We start from the raw sequence: 16,087 nt of genomic DNA, 5'->3' as shown, positions 1-16,087 counted from the left end.
AAGTGAAGTAAATTGACTTATTATCGGAAAATCGATAACCCCAAGTTATGGAAAGCGCCTTCTCAGCGGATTTGCGGTCCCGCATCCGGTTTCGCCATCTGAGCTGCTTTGTCGCCATCGCGCAGGAGCGCAACCTGCGGCGCGCCGCCGAGCGGTTGCATCTGAGCCAGCCGGCGGTGTCGAAAACGCTCGGTGAACTGGAGGCGCTGGCGGGTGTGCAGCTTGTGGAGCGCGGCCGGCAGGGCGCGCGGCTCACCGCTGCCGGCGAGCAATTCCTGCGGCATGCGGTGGGCGTAACGCAAGCGCTGGAGTCGGCTACCGCCGCGCTGATGGGATCGACGGACGCATCCGCGCCGGTGGTACATGTGGGCGCCCTGCCGACGGTGGCCAGCAGCCTGCTGCCCCAGGCGATTGCACATTTGCACGCGCAGCGCCCGCATGCCGGCGTGCGGTTGCGCACCGGCACCAATGTCGAGCTGCTGACTGCGCTCAAGGCCGGCGAACTCGATTTCATCGTCGGCCGCATGGCCGAGCCCGACCGCATGCAGGGGCTGTCGTTCGAATTGCTGTATGCCGAGCCGCTGGCGCTGGTCGTGCGGCCGGGGCATCCGCTCCTGACGCAGGCAGGCGCGTCGGCCTCGCTGCAGGCGGTGCTGGATTACCCGCTGGTGATCGCCACGCCGGGCACGGTGCCGCGCCATCACACCGAAGCGCTGTTCCAGACGCACGGGCTGCGCTTGCCGGCGGGCGTGACGGAAACGCTTTCGGTGTCCGTCGCACGGTTGCTGGCGTGCCGATCCGATGCGGTGTGGATCACCCCCGAGCGCGCCGCCGCCGACGACCTGGCGCATGGTCAACTCGCCCGTCTGGACATCGTCACGTCGGGCACCCAGGAGCCCGTCGGCCTGCTGCGCAGAAGCGCCGCCACGCCCAGCGAACTGGCCAGCGCCTTCATGGAACTGCTGACGGAGCTGGCGCAGACGCCCGGCTGAGCCGCCCTGCGCTCAAAAAAATGCCGACCCCATGGCCGGCATTTTTCGTTTCGACGCGCAGATCAGCGGTGTGCCATCTCCACGTCATCGGCAGCATCGAAGACACTGCGATCGGTCTGCCCCAGCAACTGGCTGGTGATCGTCCCGGCGGTCATCGAGCCGTTGACGTTGAGCGCGGTACGGCCCATGTCGATCAGCGGTTCGATGGAGATCAGCAGTGCCACGAGCGTCACCGGCAAGCCCATCGCCGGCAGCACGATCAACGCTGCAAATGTGGCGCCGCCGCCCACACCCGCCACGCCGACCGAGCTGAGCGTGACCACCGCCACGAGCGTTGCAATCCATACAGGATCGAACGGGTTGATGCCCACGGTGGGCGCCACCATCACTGCCAGCATGGCGGGATACAGGCCTGCGCAGCCGTTCTGGCCAATGGTCGTGCCAAACGATGCGGCGAAGCTGGCGATCGACTCCGGCACGCCGATGCGCCGGGTCTGCGCCTCGATGCTCAGCGGAATGGTGGCTGCACTCGACCGGCTCGTGAACGCGAACGACAGCGCCGGCCAGACCTTGCGGAAGAAGCGAAGCGGATTGATGCCGTTGAGCGTGAGCAGCACGGCATGCACGCCGAACATGATCGCCAGGCCCAGGTAAGACGCCACGACGAAACCGCCGAGCTTGATGATGTCCTGCACGTTGGACACAGCCACCACGTTCGTCATCAGCGCCAGCACGCCGTAAGGGGTCAGGCGAATGACGAGCCGCACGAGCTTCATCACCCAGGCCTGCGCGGTGTCGATGGCGGTCAGCACGCGCTCGCCCTTCACCGCATCATCCTTGAGCAGGTTCAAGGCAGCCACGCCGAGGAACGCCGCAAAGATCACCACGCCGATGATGGACGTCGGCTTGGCACCGGTCAGCTCGGCAAACGGGTTCTTCGGAATGAAGGACTGCACCAGCTGCGGCACCGACAGGTCGGCCACCTTGCCGACATAGTTGTCCTGGATGGCGGTCAGCCGGGCGGTTTCCTGCGCGCCCTGCACCAGCCCTTGCGCCGTCAGGCCAAACAGGTGGGTGACGAACACGCCGACCAGCGCCGAGATCAGCGTCGTGAGCAGCAGCGTACCGATCGTCAGCACACTGATCTTGCCCAGCGACGCCGTGCTGTTGAGCCTGGCGACCGAGTTCAGCACTGACACCAGCACGAGCGGCATGACGATCATCTGCAGCAGCTGGATATAGCCGCCGCCAACGATGCCGAACCACGAGATCGACTGCTTGAGCGTCGCGCTGTCGTCGCCATAGATCAGGTGCAGCGCCAGTCCGAACACGATGCCCAGCACCATGCCCAGCAGCACACGCTTGGCCAGACTCCAGCTCGCGTTCACACGGCCGAGGGCAATCAGGATGACGACGAACGTCGCGAGATTGAGTAAGAGCGGAAGGTTCATGTTGCTTGTGGGTCGCACGCAGCGATCAAAAATCGAGCGGGCATCTTACGCCAGTTGCACAAAGGTTGCCGAGGCACGAAACGCATCGCAGCTGCGGCTCCGCCTGGCGCAGAGGCGCTGTTCCAACTGGTGTTGGCCACGGCCTCCGGCACGCGCATCAAGAGCGGACTGGATGGTTTGGGCGCCAACCAGTTCGTGCCCTGGCAGCTTGGCGCGGTGATGCAAGACGTGTACCCGGCACCCCGCCGGGCGACGCGGCCCGCAGCATCAAGAGCAACCCAGCGCCGATCCCAACCGCGCCAATGCAGCGCGCCACGCGCTGTCCAGCTTGCGGCCATCACGCGGGCCGCTGAAGGCGCGACTCGGCGGGGCGGCGTAATGGCGCGCCTTTCCCGCCAATGAAAGAAGCCCGCGGTCATGCGGGCTTTTTCGTTTGAGTGGCGCGTTGCGCTCCCTCTCACTCAGTCATTCATAGCGACGACGTCATCTCTTTGCCTGCGTTCTTCAGTGCCGTGAGGCCAATGCCCACTCGCTTAGCCGCGATTGATCACGAGACATCAGCCCTTTCAAGATCGGCGATCAGCCCTGGCCCGGTCGGGTTCCAGCCGAGCGCCTTCCGCGTCTTTTCGCTTGACGCCACCAGGTCGCGGCCGGCAAATCGCGCCAACCAACCGAAATGCGCAGGCGCCTCTTCCGCGGAGACGGATTTGACAGGCACGTTCAGGCCGCGGCCGATCGCTTCGGCAATATCTCGCATCAGCACGCCTTCTTCGGCCACTGCATGATATTTCGCACCGGCTTCGTTCTTTTCCAGCACCAGTCTGTAAAGGCGCGCGACATCCGAGATGTGCGCCGCTGCCCAGCGGTTGCGCCCTTCTTCCACATACGCGGACACGCCCTTCTCGCGCGCCATGGCAACCGCGTAGGTCAGCAGCCCTTGCCGCATCGTGTTGTGAACCTGGGGAAGCCTGACGATCGCGGCGCGCACGCCCTTCAGTGATCGCGCCGTCTGCTCGGAGACGCGGGGAAACGGGAAATCGGGCGGCACGTCGTCGTCCTCGGTCGCAATCCGGCCCGGCGCGGCTAATCCCGCCGTGCCCGCCGTCGCGATGAGTAGTTTGTCCGAACCTGCGAGGACGGAACCCAACGCTTCGATCGCCCGGCGATCGATTTCGCAGGACCGCGCAAAGTTCTCCCAGTCGTGGACAAAGCCCAGGTGAATAACGGCGTCGGCGGCGGCTGCGCCTGCCCGCAGGCTGTCGAGATCTTCGAGCGAACCGCGATGGACGTCTGCTCCAATGGCCGCCAGGGATTCCTCCCCTTCATCCGAACGCGCCATGCCGAGAACCTGATGTCCGGCGGCGATCAGCTCCTTGACGGTCGGCATGCCAACAAATCCGGTCGCGCCGGTGACGAAAACACGCATGATCTGGTCTCCAGGTTTTTTCCTGGGAGACAAATCTAGGCGCCGCGACTATCCTGGTAAAGTAGTGACGTTATCATATTAAAATGGCTACCAGGATCGACCGACAACAGCCCAACGAAAACCTCCTCGGGACGTATCTGCGGGACCGGCGCATGAAGCTCGACCCCGCGGCGCTCGGATTTCCTCCGGGGCGCCGGCGCACGCCGGGCCTTCGCCGCGAGGAAGTGGCACAGCGCGCGAATATCAGTACGACCTGGTATACGTGGCTCGAACAAGGTCGCGGCGGCGCGCCTTCGGCCGATGTGCTGGACCGGATCTCGCAGGCGCTGATGCTGACGGACGTCGAGCGCGAACACCTCTTCCTGCTCGGCCTTGGGCGACCGCCCGTGGCGCGCTACCAGGAGAAAGACGGTGTCACGCCGCGTCTGCAGCGCGTCCTCGACGCGTTGGATCCGAGCCCTGCCCTCATTCGTACGGCGACCTGGAACGTCCTCGCGTGGAATCGGGCGGCCACCGTGATGCTGGGCGACTATGGCGCGCTGCCGCCGCACCAGCGCAATGTGCTGCGCACGATCTTCCTTGACCCGCGTGCCCGTGCCGTGCAGTACGACTGGGAGAGCGTCGCGCGCCACGTCATCGGTGCCTTCCGCGTGGATGCCGCACGCGCGGGCGCGGCAACGGAGGTGGAACCTCTCGTCGACGAGTTGTCCCGGCTCAGTCCGGAGTTCAGGGCGATGTGGCGTGACAACGTTGTCCGCGAGGTCCACGGCGAGGCCATCAAGCGCATCCGCCATCCGGTGCTGGGGCCGCTCGCTTTTGAATACTCGACCTTCTCGGTCGACGGCCGGACGGATCTCAGCATGTGCGTCTACAACCCCGCGACGCCAGCGGATGCGGAGAAAATCGCATCGCAGATCGGCTTGGCGTCAACGCTCCCGGCGGCTGTCGATGAAGGGCGCCGCAGCGGAAGCCGACGGGCCCGGTAACCCGGGCTGAGATTGCAGAAAAGAGGTCTTGCGCAGAGACCTTTACCGTCGAAGATGGATTTGCAAGACAGTGAGCCGGACGACCTTCATCCGGCTCTCGATGCTTACCGCGAGCGCTACCGCCGGGCTATCCTGCTGGCCGGCGATAGCGGCTGACGGCAGTCGTGACGCAACGTCGCTCGAATCGACACGTCACGACAGTTTCGCGACAGTCCACGACGGACTCGTTTCACTCCCACTCGATCGTCGCAGGCGGCTTGCCCGACACGTCATACACGACCCGGTTCAGCCCGCGCACTTCATTGATGATGCGGTTCGACACCCGGCCCAGCAACGCGTACGGCAGGTGCGCCCAGTGGGCGGTCATGAAGTCGGTCGTCTGCACGGCGCGCAGCGCGGTCACATAGTCGTACGTGCGGCCATCGCCCATCACGCCGACGGACTTGACGGGCAGGAACACCGCAAACGCCTGGCTCGTCAGGTCGTACCAGCTCTTGCCGACATCGCCCTCGCCGCACAGGCCCGCTGCGGCGTCTTGCGCCGTCGCCTTGGTGCCGCGCAGTTCTTCGATGAAGATCGCATCGGCACGGCGCAGCAGGTCGGCGTATTCGCGCTTGACCTCGCCCAGGATCCGCACGCCCAGGCCCGGGCCCGGGAACGGATGGCGATACACCATTTCGTGCGGCAGGCCGAGCGCCACGCCCAGCTCGCGCACCTCGTCCTTGAACAGGTCGCGCAGCGGTTCGAGCAGCTTCAGACCCAGCGTTTCCGGCAGGCCGCCCACGTTGTGGTGGCTCTTGATGGTCGTGGCCTTCTTGGTCTTGGCGCCGCCCGATTCGATCACGTCGGGGTAGATCGTGCCTTGGGCGAGCCACTTGGCATTCGTCAGCTTCTTGGCCTCGGCCTGGAACACCTCGACGAACTCGCGGCCGATGATCTTGCGCTTGGCTTCCGGATCGGTCACGCCGGCCAGATGGCCGAGGAACTGCTCCGACGCGTCGACGTGCACGACCTTCGCGTGCAGGCGGCCGGCGAACATGTCCATGACCATCTTGCCTTCGTCCAGCCGCAGCAGGCCGTGGTCGACGAACACGCAGGTCAGCTGATCGCCGATGGCGCGGTGAATCAGGGCTGCCGCCACCGACGAATCCACACCGCCCGACAGGCCCAGGATGACCTCTTCATCGCCGACCTGTTCGCGGATCGCCTTGACGGCTTCCTCGATGTGGTCGCGCATGATCCAGTCGGGCTTTGCTCCGGCGATCTCCAGCACGAACCGCTCTAGCATCGCGCGGCCCTGCACGGTGTGCGTGACTTCCGGGTGGAACTGCACGGCGTAGTAGCCGCGCGCCTCGTCAGCCATGCCGGCGACCGGGCAACTCGGCGTGGACGCCATCAGCTTGAAGCCCGGCGGCAGTTCGGTGACCTTGTCGCCGTGGCTCATCCACACCTTGAGCATGCCGTGGCCTTCGGGCGTGGAGAAATCCTGGATGTCCTTGAGCAGGCGGGTGTGGCCGTGCGCGCGCACCTCGGCATAGCCGAATTCGCGATGGTCGCTCCACTCCACCTTGCCGCCCAGTTGCACGGCCATGGTCTGCATGCCGTAGCAGATGCCGAGCACCGGCACGCCCAGGTCCCACACCGCTTGCGGCGCGCGCAGCTGGTGGTCTTCATAGGTACTGGCATGGCTGCCGGACAGGATGATGGCCTTGGGCGCGAACTCGCGCACAAAGGCGTCGGACACGTCGTTCGGATGGATTTCGCAGTAGACGTGGGCTTCGCGCACACGCCGCGCGATCAGTTGCGTGACCTGCGAGCCGAAATCAAGGATGAGGACTTTGTCGTGCATGTTGTGGAGGGAGGGAATCGGCGATCGTGTCGACTTCAGTGCCGGGGCCGTAGCCGGGCGGCGGCATGTAAGCGGGTTCTTTGCGCTGGACTTTCTCTGCGCGTTCTCGTTCGCGGGCGGCAAAGGCCTCTTCCTTGGCCTTCTGCGCGCGCACGCGCTCGTTGGTGCGCACGCGGCGCGACGCAGGAATCTGCACGGCGGAGAATGCGGCCAGCACGGCAGCAAACGTGGGCAGCCAGATGCGTCCTGCACCTTCCACCGGCAGGTGGAAGAACAGCAGCCACGCGATCACGAGCACGGCCACGGCCAGGTTCACATGGCCGATCACCTGCGCCACGGCACTGGTGAGCTGCCCGTTGACGGTGGCGTACCACAGCAGCCATGCCAGGCCGACCAGCACAACGCCGAGGAGCTGGCCATACATGGCCGGATCCGGCTGCGGCAGTTGCAGCGCGCCGAAGATCGATGTCATCGGCGAGGCCAGCAGGACGAGACCGACGCACAGTGCGACAGCCGCATCCAGAAACAGAACGATTCGCAGAAGCGCTTTCATCATCCTCTCCAGTTGCGGGCGGCCGCCCGTGCCTCGGCCACCGGTTGATTCCATGGATCAGCCGGAGCGCCCGCGCGCCCCGGCGGCAGTACTGCTTGCCATCTATCTTGTGGACGACCGGATCAGTCGCGGTGATAGTTCGGCGCTTCCTTCGTGATCTGCACGTCGTGCACGTGCGATTCGCGCATGCCGGCGGCGGTGATCTCGACAAACTGGCTCTTCTCGTGCCATTCGGCAATCGACGCGCAGCCGCAGTAGCCCATCGACGAGCGGATGCCGCCCGTGAGCTGGTGCACGATCGGCAGCACCGAACCCTTGAACGGCACACGGCCTTCGATGCCTTCCGGCACGAGCTTGTCGACGTTGGCGGTGTTGTCTTCCTGGAAGTAGCGGTCGGCCGCGCCATCCTTCATGGCGCCCACCGAGCCCATGCCGCGGTAGCTCTTGTACGAGCGGCCCTGGTACAGGAACACCTCGCCCGGGGCTTCTTCCGTGCCGGCGAACATGCCGCCCATCATCACGGTGTGCGCACCGGCCGCGAGCGCCTTGGCGACGTCGCCCGAGTAGCGGATCCCGCCGTCGGCAACGAGCGGCACGCCGGTGTTCTTCAGCGCCTCGGCCACGTTGGAGACCGCCGTAATCTGCGGCACGCCGACGCCGGCAACGATCCGGGTCGTGCAGATCGAGCCCGGGCCAATACCCACCTTGACGCCATCCGCGCCGTGGTCGACCAGCGCCTTGGCGGCTTCAGCCGTGGCGATGTTGCCGCCGATCACCTGCACTTGCGGGTAGTTGTCCTTGATCCAGCGCACGCGGTTGAGCACGCCCTGGCTGTGGCCGTGCGCCGTGTCGACGACAATCACGTCCACGCCGGCCTTGACCAGCAGTTCGACGCGCAGATCATTGTCCGGCCCGACGCCCACCGCGGCGCCCACACGCAGCGAGCCCCGCTCGTCCTTCGAGGCAAGCGGGTATTCGGTGGCCTTCTGGATATCCTTGACGGTGATGAGGCCGCGCAGCTCGAAAGCGTCGCCCACCACCAGCACACGCTCCAGGCGGTGCTTGTTCATCAGGCGCTTGGCTTCTTCCAGCGAGGCGCCTTCCTTGACGGTGACGAGCTTCTCGCCCGGCGTCATCTTGGCGCGCACCGGGGCGTCCAGCTCCTCTTCGAAACGCAGGTCGCGGTTGGTGATGATGCCCACCACCTTCTTGCCTTCCAGCACCGGGAAGCCCGAGATGCCGTGCTGGGCCGACAGCGCCATCACGTCGCGGATCTTCATGTCCGGACCGATGGTGATCGGGTCGCGCAGCACGCCCGATTCAAAGCGCTTGACCTTGGCGACTTCGCGCGCCTGTTCTTCCGGCTTCAGGTTCTTGTGGACGATACCGATGCCACCTTGCTGCGCCATGGCGATGGCGAGCCGGGCTTCCGTGACCGTATCCATGGCGGCGGACACGAGCGGAATGGCGAGTTCGATTGAACGGGTGAGCTTGGTGCGAAGAGACGTATCGCGGGGCAGGACGGCCGAGTAGGCCGGGACGAGCAGCACATCATCGAACGTGAGTGCTTTCTGGACAAGACGCATAGCAATTTCCTCTAGGCGCAAAATCGGATTATACGGGAATTCGCCCCACGATTGTAGAGACCCGTGCTATGCTCGATAAATTTTTCTTCGCGCACGCACCGATTGGTGCCCTGCGCCGCCAGTGGCCGCTCTTGTGGGGAGGCCCCGTATGGCGAGGGTGCCGGCTCCGCGCGTCTTCGAAATGGGAATTGGCGTATTGTGCGCCCTTCTGGCAGGGGCCATGTGGGGCATGGTCTTCATTGCGCCCCGGGCGCTGCCGGCGTTCTCGCCGTGGGAACTGACCCTCGGCCGCTACCTCGCCTACGGCGCCATCGCAATCATTGCCACCGCGCCGCAGCTTGCGCGCATTGCCCGCAAACTCACCCGCGCCGATTGCCTCGCGCTGGTGCGCCAGTCCTGCGCAGGCAACCTCGTCTATTACGTCCTCCTAGCCTTTGCCGTCCAACTGGCCGGCGTCGCGCCTGCATCGCTCATCATCGGCGTCCTGCCCATTACCGTGACGGTGCTGGGCCGCGGCGACCACGGCGCCGCGCCCCTCTCCCGGCTGATCTGGCCGCTGGCCGTGGTGGCCGCCGGCATCGTCTGCATCAATGTCGACGTGTTCGGGCAGGCGGCCGCGGCAGCCGATCCTGCCCGCCCGGTATGGCAGCGCATTGCCGGTATCGCGTGCGCGGTCGGCGCGCTGTGCAGTTGGACGTGGTACGCCGTGGACAACGCCCGGTACCTGCAGCGCAATCCGCATTTCTCGGGCAACGAATGGTCGGCGCTGTACGGCATGTCGACCGGCGTGCTGTCGGCCGCATTGACGGTGATCGCGCTGCTGGTGGCCGGCACAGCCTGGGCCAGCGGCGGCGGGCGCGTCTGGACCACGTTCTGGGTAGTCAATGCGGCTGTCGCCCTGGGGGCGTCGCTGATCGGCAACAACCTGTGGAACGTCGCGTCACGGCGCCTGCCGCTCACGCTGTCGGGCCAGATGATCGTGTTCGAGACGCTGTTCGCCCTGGCATACGGCTTCGTGTACGACGGCCGCTGGCCGCGCCCGCTCGAGATTGCCGCCATCGCGCTGCTGATCGTGGGTGTCGGCTGGTCGGTGCGCTTGCACGCCGAAGACAAGTCTGCATAAACTGGGCGCCTTGCCGGGGGGCGAGTCAACAGGCGGGGCCATGCCGTCGGCCTGGATCATCGAGTGGCGATCACGCCACCGGCCTCCGTGCGCGCCGTGGGGCCGTCGTCGGGTCGGCCAGCGCGCCGCCGGCAGTCCATCGAACGAGAACTCCATGAAACGACTGCACGTCTTGCTGCCTGCCGCTGCCACCCTGATCGCCATCGCCTGCCCGGCCGCCTCTGCCCAGTGGGCGTGGCAATGGCGCGACGAGAAGGGACAGATGGTCTACAGCGACGCCGCGCCGCCGCCCTCCGTTCCACCCAGCCGCATCATCCGCAACCCGAACAGCCGCACGGCGACGGCGTATGAGGCACTTCCCGCCGCGGCGTCGAGCGCCAAGGCCGCCGACACCGCCACGGCGAAGGCGGGCCAGCCGGCTTCTGCCGTGGCCGCGCCCAACCCCGACGAAGAACTGCGCAAGCGGCTGGCCGATCGGGCCAAGAAGGAACAGGAGGAAGCCAGGCAGGCCGAAGCCGCACAACGCAAACAGGCAGAATGCCAGCGGCTGCGCAACGAGACGGCCTATATGCAGGAAGGTCGCCGCGTCGGCACCGCGCAGGCCGATGGCTCGATCGCGTACATGGACGACAACCAGCGCGCCGCCGCGGTTCAGCGCAACCAGGCCGCGATCAGCGCGAACTGCAGCTGAGCGCGCGTCATTCCACGACGTCGCCCTTGGGCGCCTCGTTGCGCAGCCATTTCAGTCCTTCGCGCGTGCCCGTGGCACGCACCTTCTGCACGCGGCGGCGACGCGCGGTCTTCGGGTCGGCAATCAGCGGCCCGAGGATTTCCACGCGGTCGCGCGCGTGCAACGGCGCATCGGGCGTCGTGCGCTTGCCGTAGACCGCCAGCCGGCACGCGTCCGATGCGAGTTCCGATTCGTTGAGCAGGCCGGACGCGCGCACCGCGTCGGCCACCGTCGCGCGGGCAGGCACCCGCACATGGACGAGCCTCGGCGGCACGACCGTCGCCAGGCAGACCATCACGTCGATGCAATCAGGATTCGCCATAGACCGTCTCGGCGCGCTTGACGAACGAATCGACAAAGGTGTTGGCGATCATGCTGAACACCGGGCCGATCAGCTTTTCCAGGATCACGCTGGAAAATTCGTAATGCAGGTGGAAGTTGATCTTGCAGGCATCGGCGCGCAGCGGCGTAAAAATCCAGAAACCGGTGAAGGCCTTGAAAGGCCCGTCGGCGAACGTCATATCGATGCGTGTCGGCCGTGTTTGCGTGTTGCGCGTGCGGAAGAACTGGTGGATGCCCTTGAAAGCGATGTCCACGCGCGCGTCGAGCGACGTTTCGGTCTGCTCGTAGATTTCCACCCCGCCGCACCACGGCAGGAAGTTCGGATAGTCCTTGACGTTGGTCACCAGGTCGAACATCTGTTCGGCCGAGTAGCCGATCAACACGGTTTTTTCAACGTCTGCCATGCGTCATCCGGAAGCTTTACGCGCCGCTTGCCCCTTGCTGATCGGGACTTGCGGCGGATTTGTTAAACTCGCCATTTTATCGCAGCGCACATGGAAGCCGCTTTCCTGATGCGCCCACCGCACATTCCAACGTATGACCATCGCCGACAACAAGAAAGCCTTTTTCGATTACTTCATCGAAGAGCGCTACGAGGCGGGCATCGTACTCGAGGGCTGGGAGGTGAAGGCCATCCGCGCCAACCGCGCGCAGATCAAGGAAGGCTACGTCGTGATCCGCAATGCGGAGCTGTTCCTGATCGGCGCCCACATCAGCCCCTTGCAATCGGCCTCCACCCACGTCAAGCCTGATCCCGTGCGCACCCGCAAGCTGCTGCTGCATGCCGAGGAGATCAAGAAGCTCATCGGCAAGGTCGAGCAGCGCGGATACACGCTCGTGCCGCTCAACCTGCACTACACGCGCGGCCGCGTGAAGTGCGAAATCGGTCTGGCCAAGGGCAAAAAGCTCTTCGACAAGCGCGAAACCGAAAAGAACCGCGACTGGCAGCGCGAAAAGGCGCGCCTCATGCGCGAAAAGGCCTGAGCCGCCCCGCGCATTCCCTTCACTGCGCTTCAGGCGCTGGGCCGCTGCTGCTTCACGATCGTCAATGCTGACGCAATCATCGTGCTCAGGTCGCCCATGTTGCCCGGCACGATGAGCGTGTTGCCCTGCTTGGCCAGGTTGCCGAACGCGCTCACATACTCCTCCGCCACCTTCAGGTTGACCGCGTCGATACCGCCTTCGGTGCGGATCGCCTGACCGATCTTCTGGATGGCCTGCGCGTTGGCCTCGGCCACGGCAAGAATGGCTGCCGCCTCGCCCTGCGCCTTGTTGATGGCCGCCTGCTTCTCGCCTTCCGACTTCTGGATCGCGGCCTCGCGCGCGCCGGACGCCAGGTTGATCTGCTCCTGGCGCTTCCCTTCCGATGCCGCGATCAGCGCACGCTTTTCGCGCTCCGCCGTGATCTGCGCCTGCATGGCGTGCAGGATCTCCTTCGGCGGCGTCAGATCCTTGATCTCATAGCGCAGCACCTTCACGCCCCAGTTCGAGGCCGCCTCGTCCAGCGCGTTGACCACGCTGTGATTGATGAAATCGCGCTCCTCGAACGTCTTGTCGAGCTCGAGCTTGCCGACCACGGAGCGCAGGGTCGTCTGCGCGAGCTGCGTGATAGCGATCACGAAATTGCTCGAACCGTACGAGGCCCGCATCGGGTCGGTCACCTGGAAGTACAGGATGCCGTCCACCTGCAGTTGCGTGTTGTCCTTGGTGATGCAGATCTGGCTCGGCACGTCGAGCGGGATTTCCTTGAGCACGTGCTTGTAGGCGACCCGGTCGACAAACGGCAGCACGATATTGAGCCCCGGCGACAGCGTTGCGTGGTACTTGCCCAGGCGCTCCAGAATCCAGGCGTGCTGCTGCGGCACGATCTTGATGCCCTGCGCGATGAGCACAATGGCCGCAAACAGGACGATGATCGCGAGTCCCCAGCTCGAACATAGAACCTCCGTGGTTGGGCGTGTGGGTTGTTATTTGGGGGCAACGACAAGCACGTTGCCGCGGACTTCAACAATGCGGAATTCACCGGCCGACGCCGCTGCATCGGGTGCCAACTCAACGTCCCAGGCGGCACCGCGGTATTGCACGCGCGCGCGGCGCTCGGGCGACCACGCATCGACCCGCAGCAGCTCGCCGATATCCAGATTGACGTTGCGGTTGCGAGCGGCATCTTCGCGCGGGATGCGGCCGTAGCGGGACCGCCGCAACGCCACGATGCCGAACACCGCGACGATTGCCGCGACCACGGCCTGGGCGGGGAATGCCAGGCCGGACAGCGCCGCCAGGCCGCCAGCCACCAGGCCCATCGCGACCATCAGCAGATAGAACGTCCCCGTCATCAGCTCGCCGATGACGAGCAGCACGGCAAGCACGAACCAGACGGTCTGAGCCGACATACTCCCTCTCCCTGAATCCCAGAAAAAAGCCCCCGCGACGCTGCACGTCTGCGGGGGCATGTCGCTCGGCCCCCGCCAGCATCTCGCGCTGCCGGGCACTTCGCGTTCTTGTTGGCGCGCACCCCGAAGGATACGCACCTTGTCTTACAACACTCTAGCTCAGGCCGAGCCCAGCTTCTGCCAGGTTTCGATCACCGAATCCGGGTTCAGCGAGATCGACGAGATGCCTTCCTTGGCCAGCCACTCGGCAAAATCCGGATGATCGGACGGGCCCTGACCGCAGATGCCGACGTACTTGTTCATCGACAGCGCCGTGGAGATCGCGCGCTGCAGCATGAACTTGACCGCCGGATCGCGCTCATCGAAATCCTTGGCCAGCAGCTCCATGCCGGAGTCCCGGTCCAGGCCCAGCGTGAGCTGCGTCAGGTCGTTCGAACCGATCGAGAAGCCGTCGAAGTACTGCAGGAACTGCTCGGCCAGGATCGCGTTGGACGGCACTTCGCACATCATGATCAGGCGCAGGCCGTTCTCGCCGCGCTTCAGGCCGTACTTGGCCAGCAGCTCGACAACCTTCTCGGCCTGGCCGAGCGTGCGCACAAACGGGACCATCACCTCGACGTTGGTCAGGCCCATCTCGTCGCGCACGCGCTTCATGGCGCGGCATTCCATCTCGAACGCTTCGGCAAAGTCCTCGGCGATGTAGCGCGAGGCGCCACGGAAGCCCAGCATCGGGTTTTCTTCGTCCGGCTCGTAGCGCGAACCGCCGATCAGCTTCTTGTACTCATTGGACTTGAAGTCCGACAGGCGCACGATGACGGGCTTCGGATAGAACGCGGCGGCAATCGTCGCCACGCCCTCGGCCAGCTTGTCGACGTAGAACGCGCGCGGGCTGGCATGGCCGCGGGCCACGCTTTCCACGGCCTTCTTCAGGTCGCTGTCGACCTGGGGATAGTCGAGAATCGCCTTCGGGTGGACGCCGATGTTGTTGTTGATGATGAATTCCAGACGGGCCAGGCCCACGCCGCCATTCGGGATCTGGCAAAAATCGAACGCCAGCTGCGGGTTGCCGACGTTCATCATGATCTTCGTGCTGATCGTGGGCATTTCGCCCCGCTGCACTTCGGTCACTTCGGTTTCCAGCAGGCCGTCGTAGATCTTGCCTTCGTCGCCTTCGGCGCAGGAAACGGTCACCAGCGTGCCGTCCTTCAGCACGTCGGTGGCATCGCCGCAGCCGACCACGGCCGGCACGCCGAGTTCACGCGCGATGATGGCTGCGTGGCACGTACGGCCGCCACGGTTCGTGACGATGGCGGAGGCGCGCTTCATCACCGGCTCCCAGTTCGGGTCGGTCATGTCGGCGACGAGCACGTCGCCCGGCTGCACGCGTTCCATCTCGGCCGGATCGTTGATCACGCGCACCGGGCCCGTGCCGATCTTCTGGCCAATGGCGCGGCCGGTGGTGAGCACCGGTGCCGAACCCTTTAGGCGGAAGCGCTGCTCGACCTTGCCGGCAGCCTGGCTCTTCACGGTCTCGGGGCGGGCCTGCAGAATGTAGATCTTGCCGTCCTTGCCGTCCTTGCCCCACTCGATGTCCATCGGGCGGCCGTAGTGCTTCTCGATGATGACGGCGTACTTGGCCAGCTCCGTTACGTCGTCGTCGGTGATCGAGTAGCGGTTGCGCAGCTCACCCGGCACGTCGACGGTCTTCACACGACCGGCTTCGCCTGGCGCGGTGAATTCCATCTTGATCAGCTTGGAGCCGATCGAGCGGCGGATGATCGGGTACTTGCCCGCCGCCAGCGTCGGCTTGAAGACGTAGAACTCGTCCGGGTTCACGGCGCCCTGCACCACCGTTTCGCCCAGGCCGTAGCTGGAGGTGATGAAAACGACATCCTGGAAACCCGATTCGGTATCGATCGTGAACATCACGCCCGAAGCGCCGCAATCGGAACGCACCATGCGCTGGATACCGGCCGACAGTGCCACCACGTCGTGGGCGAAGCCCTTGTGGACGCGGTACGAAATCGCGCGATCGTTGTACAGCGAGGCGAAGACGTGCTTGATCTTGTCGAGCACATCGTCGATACCGAGCACGTTGAGATAGCTCTCCTGCTGGCCAGCGAACGACGCGTCGGGCAAGTCCTCGGCGGTGGCGGACGAACGCACCGCGAAGGAGGCCTCGGCACCTTCGCGCTTGGACACGCGCTCGTAGTGCTCGCGGATCTCCTGCTCCAGGCGCGGCTGGAACGGCGCGGTGGCGACCCACTCGCGGATCTCCTTGCCGGCGGCGGCCAGCGCCTTGACGTCATCGACGTCGAGGCTGGCCAGGCGCTGGGAGATGCGCTCGGTCAGGTTGTTGTGTGCAAGGAAATCGCGGAACGCCAGCGCCGTGGTGGCAAAACCGCCCGGAACGCGCACACCGGCGCTGTCCAGCTGGGAGATCATCTCGCCCAGCGAAGCGTTCTTACCGCCAACGACCTCGACATCGGTCATCCGCAATTGCTCGAACGGCAGCACATAGGCGCCGTCTTGCGACAGGTTAGTCATACAAGCCCCTAAACTAAGTGAAAAACCGGTCGGATGCGCGCGGGCTTTGTTCTTGTCGTCTGGCCGCACGAATCGCTTGGCTAAGCCATCCGCAGCGACGCCGCGACGG

At 65.1% G+C, this 16,087-nt stretch carries 15 protein-coding genes and 1 pseudogene; 6 read left to right on the top strand and 10 right to left on the bottom strand.

The features are described 5' to 3' along the window. The first annotated feature begins 47 nt into the window (after nt 1-47). Entirely contained in the window at nt 48-992 is a 945-nt protein-coding gene (gene pcaQ / locus A6M56_RS14050) for a pca operon transcription factor PcaQ (protein ID WP_102079772.1), read from the top strand. 62 nt (nt 993-1,054) lie between these two features. Here pcaQ and A6M56_RS14045 read toward each other — a convergent pair whose 3' ends face one another. Then, a complete protein-coding gene (locus A6M56_RS14045; RefSeq protein WP_045786782.1) occupies nt 1,055-2,443 on the bottom strand; it encodes an L-cystine transporter in 1,389 nt (462 codons plus the stop codon). Nucleotides 2,444-2,554: 111 nt separating this feature from the next. Between A6M56_RS14045 and A6M56_RS24295 the strand changes: the two are divergent. After that, a pseudogene (locus A6M56_RS24295) lies at nt 2,555-2,662 on the top strand (altronate hydrolase); the annotation flags it as partial. 328 nt (nt 2,663-2,990) lie between these two features. Here the strand turns inward: A6M56_RS24295 and A6M56_RS14040 are convergent. Next, nucleotides 2,991-3,869 carry an SDR family oxidoreductase gene (locus A6M56_RS14040; RefSeq protein ID WP_045786781.1) on the bottom strand — a complete coding sequence of 293 codons (879 nt, stop codon included), beginning with the start codon at nt 3,867-3,869 and terminating at the stop codon, nt 2,991-2,993. A 152-nt stretch (nt 3,870-4,021) separates the two neighbouring features. Here A6M56_RS14040 and A6M56_RS14035 point away from each other — a divergent pair, with 152 nt between their 5' ends. Next, nucleotides 4,022-4,855, top strand: coding sequence for a helix-turn-helix transcriptional regulator (locus A6M56_RS14035; RefSeq protein ID WP_373271733.1), 834 nt, complete (start codon nt 4,022-4,024; stop codon nt 4,853-4,855). A gap of 229 nt (nt 4,856-5,084) precedes the next feature. On the opposite strand, the gene guaA is transcribed toward A6M56_RS14035, so the two are convergent. The 3 genes from guaA to guaB form a co-directional block, all read right to left on the bottom strand. Next, nucleotides 5,085-6,704, bottom strand: a complete 1,620-nt coding sequence (gene guaA, locus A6M56_RS14030) for a glutamine-hydrolyzing GMP synthase (protein ID WP_045786779.1) — start codon at nt 6,702-6,704, stop codon at nt 5,085-5,087. Beyond that, nucleotides 6,679-7,257 carry a hypothetical protein gene (locus A6M56_RS14025; RefSeq protein ID WP_045786778.1) on the bottom strand — a complete coding sequence of 193 codons (579 nt, stop codon included), beginning with the start codon at nt 7,255-7,257 and terminating at the stop codon, nt 6,679-6,681. Before A6M56_RS14025 ends, guaA begins: the two co-directional genes overlap by 26 nt. Nucleotides 7,258-7,379: 122 nt before the next feature. Next, nucleotides 7,380-8,843, bottom strand: coding sequence for an IMP dehydrogenase (gene guaB, locus A6M56_RS14020; RefSeq protein ID WP_045786777.1), 1,464 nt, complete (start codon nt 8,841-8,843; stop codon nt 7,380-7,382). A gap of 181 nt (nt 8,844-9,024) precedes the next feature. On the opposite strand from guaB, the gene A6M56_RS14015 reads away from it, so the two are divergent. Together A6M56_RS14015 and A6M56_RS14010 are read left to right on the top strand one after the other, a co-directional pair. Then, a complete protein-coding gene (locus A6M56_RS14015; RefSeq protein ID WP_045786776.1) occupies nt 9,025-9,966 on the top strand; it encodes a DMT family transporter in 942 nt (313 codons plus the stop codon). Nucleotides 9,967-10,120: 154 nt separating this feature from the next. Continuing rightward, a complete protein-coding gene (locus A6M56_RS14010) occupies nt 10,121-10,657 on the top strand; it encodes a DUF4124 domain-containing protein (protein ID WP_045786775.1) in 537 nt (178 codons plus the stop codon). A gap of 7 nt (nt 10,658-10,664) precedes the next feature. Here the strand turns inward: A6M56_RS14010 and A6M56_RS14005 are convergent, their stop codons facing one another. Both A6M56_RS14005 and A6M56_RS14000 read right to left on the bottom strand, forming a co-directional pair. Beyond that, nucleotides 10,665-11,018, bottom strand: coding sequence for an RnfH family protein (locus A6M56_RS14005; protein WP_102079771.1), 354 nt, complete (start codon nt 11,016-11,018; stop codon nt 10,665-10,667). Then, on the bottom strand, nt 11,005-11,442 hold the full coding sequence (locus A6M56_RS14000; protein WP_045786773.1) for a type II toxin-antitoxin system RatA family toxin: 438 nt from the start codon (nt 11,440-11,442) through the stop codon (nt 11,005-11,007). The genes A6M56_RS14005 and A6M56_RS14000 overlap by 14 nt, the downstream gene beginning before the upstream one ends. A 133-nt stretch (nt 11,443-11,575) precedes the next feature. Here A6M56_RS14000 and smpB point away from each other — a divergent pair, with 133 nt between their 5' ends. Then, complete coding sequence (smpB, locus tag A6M56_RS13995) at nt 11,576-12,022, top strand: SsrA-binding protein SmpB (RefSeq protein WP_045786772.1); 447 nt, start codon at nt 11,576-11,578, stop codon at nt 12,020-12,022. Between the two features lie 29 nt (nt 12,023-12,051). Here the strand turns inward: smpB and A6M56_RS13990 are convergent, their stop codons facing one another. The 3 genes from A6M56_RS13990 to ppsA all read right to left on the bottom strand — a co-directional run bounded on the left by A6M56_RS13990 (nt 12,052) and on the right by ppsA (nt 15,978). After that, nucleotides 12,052-12,930, bottom strand: a complete 879-nt coding sequence (locus A6M56_RS13990; protein ID WP_373271732.1) for an SPFH domain-containing protein — start codon at nt 12,928-12,930, stop codon at nt 12,052-12,054. Between the two features lie 75 nt (nt 12,931-13,005). After that, a complete protein-coding gene (locus A6M56_RS13985) occupies nt 13,006-13,431 on the bottom strand; it encodes an NfeD family protein (protein WP_045786770.1) in 426 nt (141 codons plus the stop codon). A 159-nt stretch (nt 13,432-13,590) separates the two neighbouring features. Next, nucleotides 13,591-15,978, bottom strand: coding sequence for a phosphoenolpyruvate synthase (gene ppsA / locus A6M56_RS13980; RefSeq protein WP_045786769.1), 2,388 nt, complete (start codon nt 15,976-15,978; stop codon nt 13,591-13,593). Nucleotides 15,979-16,087: the final 109 nt, after the last annotated feature.

This window comes from Ralstonia sp. RL (assembly GCF_001683835.1).
GTDB classification, from domain to species: Bacteria; Pseudomonadota; Gammaproteobacteria; order Burkholderiales; family Burkholderiaceae; genus Ralstonia; species Ralstonia mannitolilytica.
Note: the sequence above shows the minus strand (reverse complement) of the source record. Positions and strands in the feature narration are given on the sequence as shown.